This window comes from Salinicola sp. NYA28a (assembly GCF_976982775.1).
This window is the reverse complement of sequence record NZ_OZ334582.1, coordinates 456,144-467,216: the sequence shown is the minus strand read 5'-3', so window position 1 is coordinate 467,216 and position 11,073 is coordinate 456,144. Positions and strand designations below refer to the sequence as shown.

Genomic DNA, 11,073 nt, shown 5'->3' with positions numbered 1-11,073 from the left:
GACATCCCGGTCAGCCTCTGGTGTCGTCCGATTCGCGGAAGTCGGGGGGATCGTCGCCATCGGGCTCAGCGCGCCGATCCTCATCGCTGACCTTGGACGTTCCGATGCTGCCGGGCGACCCGACGGCCCTGGATTCGGCAGACTCGTCCTCCTCGGCATCGCGGGTCAGATGCGCGGGCAGGTCGCGCTTCATGCGCACGCCCAGCTTGTTGAGTGCCAGCGCCTGGCCGACCAGGCTCCCCTGCCCGGTCGACAGCCGGCCCATCGCCTGATCGTAACTGCCCTGGGCCCGCCCCAGATGCCGACCCACGTCCTCCAGACTCGAGACGAAACCCTGGAACTTGTCGAGCAGCTTGCCGGCGCGCTCGGCGATGTGCCTGGCGTTCTCGTTCTGGCGTTCCAGGTTCCACAGGCTCGATACCGTGCGCAGGCTGGCCAGCAGCGTGGTCGGCGTGACCACCACGATGTCGCGTGAAAAGGCGTCCTGGAACAGCGTCTCGTCATGCTGGAAGGCGACGGCGAAGGCCGGCTCCACCGGCATGAACAGGAACACGAAATCCGGTGAACGCAGCCCGGGAAGCCGGGGATAGTCGCGCCCGGACAGCGCGTCGATATGGCTTCTCACCGCCTGCACGTGGGCACGCAGGGCCTGGGCGCGTTCGGCGTCGTCCTCGGCGTTGACGTAGCGCACGTAGGCGTTGAGCGAGACCTTGGCGTCGACGATCAGGTGCTTGTCGTCCGGCAGGTAGATGACCGCATCCGGGCGCTGGCGCCCCTGATCGCCATCGAGGGAAACTTCACGGCGGTATTCGATATCCCGCCGCAGGCCGGAGCGCTCCAGAACCGACTCGAGCATCATCTCGCCCCAGTTGCCCTGCATCTTCTTGTCGCCCTTGAGCGCTCGGGTGAGATTGGCGGCCTCTTCGGTGATCTGGCGGTTGAGCGTGGCCAGCTGGTCGATCTGCACCTTGAGCGTGGTCCGCTCGCGCACTTCCTGGCCATGGATCTCCTCGAGACGCTGGCGGAAGCCGCTGACCTGCTCGCGAAACGGCTTCAGCAACGCTTCGAGACTGTCCCGACTCTGGGCGCTGTAGGCGCGCTGGCGCTCGTCGAAAATGCGCCCGGCAAGCGATTCGAACTCGTGCCCGAGCCGGGTCTTCGCCTGCTCCAGCAACTGGAGCTGTTCCGCGTGCTGGTTCTGCTGCTGCTCGTGCCGGGTTTCCAGTCGACCATACTGCTCTCGCAGCGTGGCCAAGCGCTCGTTGAGCGCCTCGAGCTGATGTTCGCGGGCGGCCAACTGCTGCTGCAGCTCGGCCTGGCGCTCGCGCAGGTCGTCCTGCTGTCCGTCGCTCTGGGCCAGCTCCTGCTCCAGTCGCAGGCACTGGGTCTCGCTGGCCTGCAATCGGGATCGAAGCATGTCCCGCTCGCGTGCGTAGCGCCGCTGCTGCCACACCAGGCCGACGCCGAGCCCTAACGTCACGAACAACGCCACGAACCCGAGCAGCAAGACAAGCCCACCGCCCGACAGCCACCCACCCGCTACACTCATCGCTTTGCCTTCCTCTGACCTCGGCTCCATCGCGGCGCCACCATCCGTGAGTTATTGCCTCAGCGCAAGCGATGACATCGAAAGCACCCGGTTTTCCTTGAACTCTGCCCAGACTATCCCAAACTTCAAGGGTCTGTTGCCGTTTCATGCACGGCCGCGCCGGAGCCAGTTTTTGTGCGGGGCAAGGCGTGAGGAGCGTGATTTGGTTGTTCCAAATGAACGACGAATAACGCAGCACCGTGCAAAAACTGGCCCGGCCCTTCGGGTTGCGCGGCAAATGGCGCCATGCGGCGTTGCGGGATTGGAAAAGGGAACCACCCTTCTCTGCATCCCGCGCCTGGCTTGGCACCATTTGGCGCAGCAACGCGGATCGCGCTGAAACGGCAACAGACCCTAAGGACAAGCCGAGACATGGACCGGGACGGCCCATGGGCTTGTCATCTACCGAAACATCAAGCCGATTTATCAAGACTAGGAGGTCACGATGGCTCAGCAACTCAATGGTAAACGTGTCGCAATTCTCGCCGCCGACGGTTTCGAGGAAGCCGAACTCTCCTCTCCGCGTGCCGCACTACAAGGCCAAGGCGTCGAGACACATGTCATCACCCCGGACGGCAAGGGCATCCGTGCCTGGGCCGAAACGGACTGGGGCGAAACCTACGAAGCGGACAAGAGTCTGGCGGACGCCAACCCCGCCGACTACCATGCGCTGGTCCTGCCAGGCGGCGTGTTCAACCCGGATGAACTGCGCACGAACGAAAAAGCGCTTGGCTTCGTCAGGAGCTTCTTCGAAGCCGGCAAGCCGGTTGCCGCGATCTGTCATGCGCCGTGGATTCTGATCAATGCAGGCGTCGTCGATGGCCGCAAACTGACGTCCGTGCCGTCCATTGCGCAGGATCTCAAGAATGCCGGCGCCAACTGGGTCGACGAATCAGTGGTGGTCGACAGCGGCTTTGTCACCAGCCGCACGCCGAAGGATCTCGACGACTTCAACGGCAAGCTGATCGAAGAGCTGGCCGAAGGGCGTCACAGCGAGCAGCATGCCTGATCGCCCTTCGCGACGCCAAACGAGCGCCCACCGATCGGTGGGCGCTTTTTTTTGGCTGTCGTCATGCCGGCCGAAGCGCGACCAGACTTTGCAGGATAGCGCGCGAGTTCCCATACTCACCGTTAATCAAACCTAGGATCCTCCGTCATCGTGCCTCAATTTCGCGATACTTCCGCCGATACCGCCACCTCGGGCTCCCTGCCTCGGCTCTTCGTGACGAAACTGGTTCATTTCGCCAAGAAACTGGTTCGTCTCTTCATCCGCCCGATGCGCGGCGACAAGGGCCAAGGCGGGGTCGTCGTGCATCCGTATCGCGGTTACGGCTCCCACTCGGAAGCCTTCATCATGGGCCGCGTCTTTCGCCAGCCCGGACGACTGAGAAGCTGGGAAAAAGGCGGCATTGCCCGCGATCTGGTCGATGTCGCGCGTCGCCTGGTAAGGCACGGCGTCCGCGACGCCCGCGTCGACATCCGGATTGGCGCGACCCAGGCCACCGTCACCACCGACCGCGACGGCTATTTCCATGCCCATATCGACATTACCCACACGCTTCCTGCCGAGGCGATCTGGCACTCGGTCAAGTTGCAGGTGCTCTCCGAGGACGACGCCATCAGCACCGAGACCGAAATCTACATTCCGCCGGCGAGCACCGACCTGATCGTGATCAGCGATATCGACGACACGGTGATGTACACCGGCGTCGCCAACAAGCTGAAGATGCTGTATCGCCTGTTCATGGAGAAAGCGGATCGACGCACGGCCTTTCCCGGTGTCGCCGCGCTGTATCGGGCGCTCTACGGTGGCGCCGAGGGCAATCGTCACCGCCCCATGCTCTATGTGTCACGCGGTCCGTGGAGCATCTACGAAGTTCTCGAGATGTTCTTCAACATGAATCGCATTCCGGTAGGGCCGATCCTGTTCCTGCGCGAATGGGGCATGACGTTGAAGCGCCCGTGGCCACGCAAGGCCGAGGACCACAAGTCCGACGTGATCCGCAACATGCTGTCGCTCTACGACACGTTGCCGTTCATCCTCATCGGCGACAGCGGCCAGCGGGACCCGGAGGTCTACACCGAGATCGTCAAGGAACACCCGGAACGCGTGCGCGCCATCTATATCCGCAAGGTGGACAACGATCCGGCGCGCGACGCGGCCATCGAGGCGCTGGCCAACGAGGTCCGCCACGCCGGTTGCGAACTGATTCTCGCCCATGACAGCGTGAGCATGGCGGAGCACGCTCTGTCGAAGGGGTACATTTCGGAGGAAGGCTGCGAGGCGGTACGCAAGGATACGCACCAGCACCAACAGTAGTCTCGGTCGGCGGCGTCTGCCGCCCGCCTTCCCTTGTCAACCCTAGTTCAACTGCCCTTTCCAGCTGCCCCTGCCTTGCGCGCCTTCTCTTCCACCACGCTTTTCCCGTCATCCTTTGCCTTCGTTCTTGCCATCGGTTATCGCCGGGCAAAGGCATCGAATCTCCAGAGCCTGATTCGCGGCAGCGATTGATGCAGGTTAACGGCAGCCGAATCCCTGCTTGCCATCCTCGGAGGCGGCTTCTAGTTGTAAGAGGAGTTTCACACCAACGGCAGGTGCTCCGGTTGGCTGTCGATCATGGATGTCGACATCCCGGAGTATCTGCCGTCGATTCAAATCAGGAGATACGGATGTCCAACAATCCTCACACGTCCTCCAACCGTGGCGGCCCCAACGATACGGACGTCAAGACCACCGAGCAGAGCAAGTCGGAGAATCTGGAAAAGTACCGCAGCGATGCCGAGGGGCATGACCTGCGCACCAATCACGGCACCCGGATCGCCGACAATCACAACTCGCTGAAGGCGGGCGAGCGTGGCCCGACCCTGATGGAAGATTTCGTCTTCCGCGAGAAGCTCAACCATTTCGACAACGAGCGCATTCCCGAGCGTATCGTCCACGCCCGCGGCGCGGCAGCGCACGGCTATTTCCAGCCTTACGCGGAAGCCGCCCGGTACTCCAAGGCCGGACTGTTCCAGGATCCCGACAAGAAAACGCCGGTATTCGTGCGCTTTTCCACCGTCCAGGGGGCCCGCGGCTCCAACGATACCGTTCGTGACGTGCGCGGCTTCGCCACCAAGTTCTACACCGACGAGGGCAACTGGGACCTGGTCGGCAATGACATGCCGGTCTTCTTCATCCAGGACGCGATCAAGTTCCCCGACTTCGTGCACGCGGTGAAGCCCGAGCCGCACAACGAGATCCCCCAGGGGCAGTCGGCCCACGATACCTTCTGGGATTTCGTCTCGCTGATGCCGGAAAGCGCACATATGGTGCTGTGGACCATGTCCGACCGCGCCTTCCCGCGCCATTACCGAAACATGGAAGGCTTCGGCGTGCACACCTTCCGCTTGGTCGACAAGCAGGGCAAGTCACGCTTCGTCAAGTTCCACTGGAAGCCGCTGGCCGGCACCTGTTCGCTGATCTGGGACGAAGCGCAGAAGCTGTGGGGCCGGGATCCGGACTTCAATCGTCGCAACATGTGGGACGATATCGAGAACGGCGATTTTCTGGAATTCGAGTTCGGGATTCAGGTCGTGGAGGAAGAGGACGAGCACAAGTTCGACTTCGATATTCTCGACCCGACCAAGCTCATTCCCGAGGAGCAGGTGCCGGTCACCCCTATCGGCAAGATGGTGCTCAACCGCAACCCGGACAACTACTTCGCCGAGACCGAGCAGGTGGCCTTCAACCCGGCCCATATCGTGCCGGGGATCGACTTCACCAACGACCCGCTGCTGCAGGGCCGGCTGTTCTCCTATCTCGATACGCAGATGCTGCGCCTGGGCGGGCCCAACTTCCACGAGATCCCGATCAACCAGCCGGTATGCCCGTTCCACAATAACCAGCGCGACTCCATGCACCGCCAGACGATCAACAAGGGACAGGCCTCCTACGAGCCCAATTCGATCGACGGCGGCTGGCCCAAGGAGACGCCGCCCGCGGCGGAAAACGGCGGGTTCGAGACAGTCAACGAGCGAATCGACGCCAACAAGGTTCGCGCGCGCAGCGCATCGTTCGGCGACCACTACTCCCAGGCGACACTGTTCTGGAACAGCCAGACCGATGTCGAGAAGGAACACATCATCGCTGCCTACACCTTCGAGCTATCCAAGGTGCAGCGCCCATGGATCCGCGAGCGGGTGATCAAGGAGATTCTGCCCAACATCGATCTGGAGCTGGCACGCCGGGTCGGCGAGAACCACGGCATCGAGGCGCCTTCCAGCAAGCCGGCGCCGGCCGATGAACTGGGCCGGAGTTCGCAGCAGGAATCCCCGGCGCTGAGCCTGATGACGCGTCTTCCGGGCAATATCCAGTATCGCAAGGTAGCGATTCTGGTCGCCGACGGTGTCGACAGCGATCAGGTGGAGGCGATCAAGACCAGGCTCGAGGCCGAAGGTGCCGAAGGCATGGTGATCGCCCCCAGCATGGCGCCGGTGAAGGCCGCAAACGGCCAGACGGTCACGCCCGATGCCATGCTCAACGGCCAGCCCTCGGTGACCCTGGATTCGGTCATCGTCGTCGGCGGGGCGGAAAGCGTCCGGACGCTGTCGCAATCCGGACAGGGGCGCTACTACGTTCAGGAAGCCTACAAGCACCTCAAGGCGATTGCGGCCATCGGTGAGGGCAAGGAGCTGTTGTCCGCGGCCAACGTGCCCTCCCAGGAAGACGGCATCTTCCTCGGCGTCAGCGTGGACGACGTATTCACCCCCTTCACTCAGGCCATGGGGCAGCACCGCGTCTGGTCACGCGATGCCAGGGCCAACGATATGCCGGCTTAGCGCTCTTTAGGGTCTAGTACGTCATGGCCTGTACGTCATGGCCTGGTACGTCTTATCCGGCAGGGTCGTCTCAGGCGGCCTTGCCGGAAGCGATGTCGGCTACCAGCGCCTTGAGGACCCGCCAGAACTCCTCGACGGAAGCCAGTTCGGTGCGCTCGGTAGGCGAATGCGCGCCGCGAATTACCGGCCCGAAGGAGATCATCTCCAGCTGCGGATACTTGCCGCCGATGATGCCGCACTCCAGTCCGGCGTGAATCACCTTGACCGCCGGGTCCTCGCCCAGTTCTTCCCGGTGCAGACGACGGAAACGGGTCAGCAGTGTGCTATCCGCGCTCGGCGTCCAGCCCGGATAGACATTCTCGACCCGCGTCTGGGCGCCGATCAGACCAAACAGCGCCGTGAACCGGTCGGCCAGATTGCGCGTCGCGCTATCCCGCAGCGAGCGCACCAGCGCACACAGGTGGAAACGCCCTTTCTCCAGAGACACCACACCAAGATTGTTGGAAGTCTCGACGACGCCCGGCACTTCGACGCTCATGCGTTCGACGCCATAGGGCGCGGCATGCAGGGCGGAAACCAGCAGTTGGGTCGCGGTATCGGTGAGCGCTTCCACATCGTCGTCGCAGGAGACCGCCGCCGGCGACAGGGAGAGCGTCACGTTGTCGTCGACGCCCGCCAGCTCCTCGCGGTAGAGCGCCTGCAAGTTGGTGAGCGCTTCCTCCACCGCCGGCAGGTGATGCTCATCGACCACGATGGTGGCAAAGGCTTCGCGTGGCAGGGCGTTACGCAACGTGCCGCCGTGGTAGTCCACCAGGCGAATCTCGAACTCGCCCAGTCCTCGCAGCGCGCGAACCAGCAGCTGGTTGGCGTTGCCGAGTTCCTTGTGAATGTCGGCCCCGGAGTGCCCGCCGACCAGGCCGGTGAGAGAAACCCGGCGCATCACCTCCCCTTCGTCGCAGCCGCGCATCGGCAGATCGGCATCGACGACCACGTCGGCGCCGCCGGCACAGCCGATGTAGACCTCGCCACGATCTTCGGAATCGAGATTGAGCAGATAGCGGCCTTCCAGCCAGTTCTCGTCCAGCGACAGCGCGCCCTGCAGCGAGGTCTCCTCCTCCAGGGTGAACAGCGCCTCGAGCGGGCCGTGATCGATATCGTCCGCTTCGAGAATCGCCAGTGCCGCCGCGACGCCGAGACCGTTGTCGGCACCGAGCGTGGTGCCACGGGCGTGCAGCCAGCCGTTCTCGACGTAGGTATCGAGCGGGTCGTTGAGGAAATCGTGAGGATGGTCGCTGTTGGCCTGCGTGACCATGTCGAGATGACCCTGCAGGATCACGCCGGGCACCGCCTCGCAGCCCGGGCTCGCTGCCTTGCGTATGCGCAGGTTGCCGTAGCTGTCGCGATCATGGGCCAGCCCCTTGTCGTCGGCCCAGCGCTCGAGAATGTCGACCAGTTTCGCTTCGTGACCAGAGGGACGCGGCGTATTGCAGAGCGTCCGGAAATGGCGCCACACGGGCTCGGGAGAGAGTTGCAGCAGATGATCGTTCATGGTCGATTCCAGCCTCGTCGTGCGGCGAGCAGGCCACCGCAACGGGTGTCGAAAGAGTGATGAATGAAATCCTGGCCGGCGGCGGACCGCGGCTCTTTTCGGGAAACGCTGAATAAATCGGCGAGCAGGATGAAGCGCAAGGCGCCCGGAGCGCAGGAACCGGAACCTATGAGGTATAGGTGAGGATTCCGAGCACCGCGCAACGCAGCGATTCGCCTGCGCAGACATTTCTGCAGCGTTTCCTTGAGGTGCCAACACCTTACTCGCCTGGCTGCAACTTGACCATATCCGGCACAAGGCCGGCGAGATCTCGGCGCTCGCCGTGCCAGGCCAGCAACGCCGCCGCCAGCCGGCGTGCCGTCACCAGCCGTTCGCGCCGGCCCTGCGACGAGAGCGCTTCATCCCGATACTGGAACAGCGCCGCCACCGCAGCGGCCACCCGGGGCGCCGCCGCGAGCTCGGTATCCTCCGGGCCGTCATCCGTCACGACGGCAGCGCTGTCGTCCATCAGCACGTCCGGCAGGCTCGCCAGCGGTCGTTGCCGCCACCAGGCCAGCCAGGCCAGACGCAGCCACGGGCGGATCGGCGCCAGCTCGCCACCGCCCGCAGCGAACCAGCCGAGCCGTTCGGTCAGATCGGCAGGCAAGGCCGGCGCCGCTCCCTCGTGCAGCCAGGCCGCCACGACAAGCGGTTCGATATCCCGCAGCTCGCTTGCCAGCAGATCCGGCAGGCAGCGGACGAAGTCGTCGTTCATGCGAGCCAGAGCCGAACTGGCGCCATCCGTCAATCCGCGTCCCATCATCTGCGCCGGCTCGCCGCTGGATACTTCCCGGGTGAGCCCCACGCGCAGCGAGACGAAGCCCTGCCGGCGCCAGAAGCGGATCAACGCCGGCTCCGCACCGAAGCTCACGCCCAGGCGATCCAGGCCGTGCGCTCGGGCCGTCGCCGCGACCTGCTCGATCAGGGCCGCTCCGACGCCTCGGCGCCGGGCCGCCGGGTGCACGGCTATGCGCATGATGCGCCACCAGCGGGCGAGCGCGGCCTCCTCGTAGCCGCCGTGGGTCGCCAGCGACTGCGCCAGCAGATGGCCCCGCGGGCGTCGTTGCCCCCGGTAGATGGCGTTGGCCAGCGTCGCGTCGAAGCCGCCCTCCTGCTGGACCACGCAGATGCCCACCGCATGCTGTTTCCCCGCGTCATCGCCGACGAACGCGGCCAGCAGGTGAATGTCGGGGCCATCCAGCAACTGGCGCAGATCGCTGGGCGAGGTGCGGTAGTGCGCCTGTACCAGCAATCCGAAGAGAGGGCCGAGTCGCGCCTCGTCCCGGGCGAGCGCCGCCCGGTCCAGCCAGGCGTAGGTGATCGGTGCCTTCGGTAGCGCGCTGGAGACGGCCTCGGCTTCGGCGGCCTCGGCATCCAGACACAGCAGTTCCCGGGTCAACGCTTCCAGCGGATCGCCGGCACCCCAGCGGATCGGCGTCTGCAGCGTGAGCCGCTTCCACTCCGGCGTCAGTCGATCCAGCGCGTCGCGTAGGCGCACCTCGAAACCGCGCCCGGTGCCTTCATAGCCATGCACGGTAGTGGCGAAGGCGATGCGGGGAAAGTGCTGCAGCCATGACGTCAGCCGAGCCGCGGGAATCGACGCCGCCTCGTCGATGAACAGCGTCGGCGGGGAGCGGGCATCGATATCGGCAGAGGCCAGTTCGGGAACCACCTGCTCCGGCGCCAGCCACTCGACGCGGCAGACATGGCCGTTCAGGTCGACCTCGAAGCGACCGGCCTCGCGACGGCCCTCGGGCAGCAACTGCTCGAGGCGTTCGAACACCGCCTCGACCGCGACGAGACTCGACGCCGTGATCCAGAGCCGCCGTTCGCCCTGCCTCAGCCGCCGTGCCGCGGCGATGCCCAGCGCTGCGCTCTTGCCACGCCCGCGATCGGCGATCAGCACCACCGGGCGCCGACGCCGCATTCGCGTCAGTCGCGATACCGCGGTGGCCTGATCGGCGGTCAGGCAGTCTTCGTCCGCCACGGGGTGTCCGGTCGCGTGATGCTCGGGCGCGTGGTACTCGGACGTGTGATGCCCAGGCGTAAAGAGATCAGCCAGGGCCGGCGCGCTCGGTAGCGAATCGTCCGCAGGCCATGTGGCCACGTCCGAACGTCGCTGCAACATCCCGGCAAGGCGCTGCAGGTAGTTCGTCGTCAGTGTTTCAACGCCGTGGGGCCAATGCGCGAGACGCCCATAGTCCGTATCCGGGCGCCACTCTCCGCTGTCCGGCAGCTGCCAATGCGCCGGCGTCAGCAGCACCAGCCAGCCCCCGGCCTGGACGGTGCCGCTGATGACGCCGAAAGCGTCGGGATCGAACCCGGCCAGCGCGGATACCGCATCGAACACCACCAGATCGTGCTCGCTGCCCAGCAGGCTGCGAGCGCGGGTCGCACTCAGCCGCACCGAGACGTGCGGCCCGGTCGAGATATCGGACAGACTCGAGAATTCGGGGCCGATCCACAGGGGCGAGCGCCAGCGCCCCGCCGCCATCAAGGAGAGCGCCTTACGGCGCGCACGCGAAGCGTCGTCGGCGATCCACAGCACGCCTCGCCAACGCCGTCGCTGCAGGTCATCGTCTTGATCGACCAGCCAGTCGGTGAGCGCGGAGCCCTCATTCGGCGCGGACATTGGCGAGGCCTAGCCGAAGGCACCGCCGAGATCGGGTTTCATCGTCGGGCAGTAGCGCGCGACGACCACGGCCAGCAGGATGCCGCCCAGCGTCAACGCCACCGGCAACCAGTTGAACACGACGCCGGAAGAGACGTAGAGATAGAGGAAGAACACCGCCATCACGCCGCCGCCCATCACGCGTCCGGCCTTGATGCCGGCCAGATAGACACTCAGCAGCACGCCGGCGAAAGGGATCAGCACACTGAACAGGTTGATCACGAACTCGCGGCCACTGGCGGCCACGCCGGGCAGGATCAGCCGCGCCACCAGCTCCCACGCCACGAGATAGACCAAGACCGGCGCGGCAAAGCTGCCGATCAGGCGCAGAACGGTGCGGACGGGCTCGTCGGCGCCGGGTTTGTGGGGCTGGGGGGTATTCATGGCGGCAACATCCTGAACGAT

At 64.8% G+C, this 11,073-nt stretch carries 7 protein-coding genes; 3 read left to right on the top strand and 4 right to left on the bottom strand.

The features are described 5' to 3' along the window. Positions 1-10 precede the first annotated feature (10 nt). Complete coding sequence (gene rmuC, locus ACWHY3_RS02210) at positions 11-1,549, bottom strand: DNA recombination protein RmuC (protein WP_448127478.1); 1,539 nt, start codon at positions 1,547-1,549, stop codon at positions 11-13. Between the two features lie 484 nt (positions 1,550-2,033). On the opposite strand from rmuC, the gene ACWHY3_RS02205 reads away from it, so the two are divergent. From ACWHY3_RS02205 to katE, 3 genes are all read left to right on the top strand, one after another. Continuing rightward, on the top strand, positions 2,034-2,597 hold the full coding sequence (locus ACWHY3_RS02205) for a type 1 glutamine amidotransferase domain-containing protein (protein ID WP_087719143.1): 564 nt from the start codon (positions 2,034-2,036) through the stop codon (positions 2,595-2,597). A 150-nt stretch (positions 2,598-2,747) separates the two neighbouring features. Next, positions 2,748-3,908 (top strand): App1 family protein, encoded by a 1,161-nt coding sequence (locus tag ACWHY3_RS02200; protein ID WP_306298798.1) that lies wholly within the window; start codon positions 2,748-2,750, stop codon positions 3,906-3,908. Between the two features lie 191 nt (positions 3,909-4,099). Continuing rightward, positions 4,100-6,409 (top strand): catalase HPII, encoded by a 2,310-nt coding sequence (gene katE / locus ACWHY3_RS02195; RefSeq protein WP_448127477.1) that lies wholly within the window; start codon positions 4,100-4,102, stop codon positions 6,407-6,409. A 70-nt stretch (positions 6,410-6,479) separates the two neighbouring features. Here the strand turns inward: katE and ACWHY3_RS02190 are convergent, their stop codons facing one another. The 3 genes from ACWHY3_RS02190 to ACWHY3_RS02180 all read right to left on the bottom strand — a co-directional run bounded on the left by ACWHY3_RS02190 (position 6,480) and on the right by ACWHY3_RS02180 (position 11,052). Beyond that, on the bottom strand, positions 6,480-7,958 hold the full coding sequence (locus tag ACWHY3_RS02190) for an aminoacyl-histidine dipeptidase (RefSeq protein WP_303856791.1): 1,479 nt from the start codon (positions 7,956-7,958) through the stop codon (positions 6,480-6,482). Between the two features lie 259 nt (positions 7,959-8,217). Then, positions 8,218-10,629, bottom strand: coding sequence for a tRNA(Met) cytidine acetyltransferase TmcA (locus ACWHY3_RS02185; protein WP_448127476.1), 2,412 nt, complete (start codon positions 10,627-10,629; stop codon positions 8,218-8,220). 9 nt (positions 10,630-10,638) lie between these two features. Continuing rightward, entirely contained in the window at positions 10,639-11,052 is a 414-nt protein-coding gene (locus ACWHY3_RS02180) for a hypothetical protein (protein ID WP_143543265.1), read from the bottom strand. Positions 11,053-11,073 lie beyond the last annotated feature (21 nt).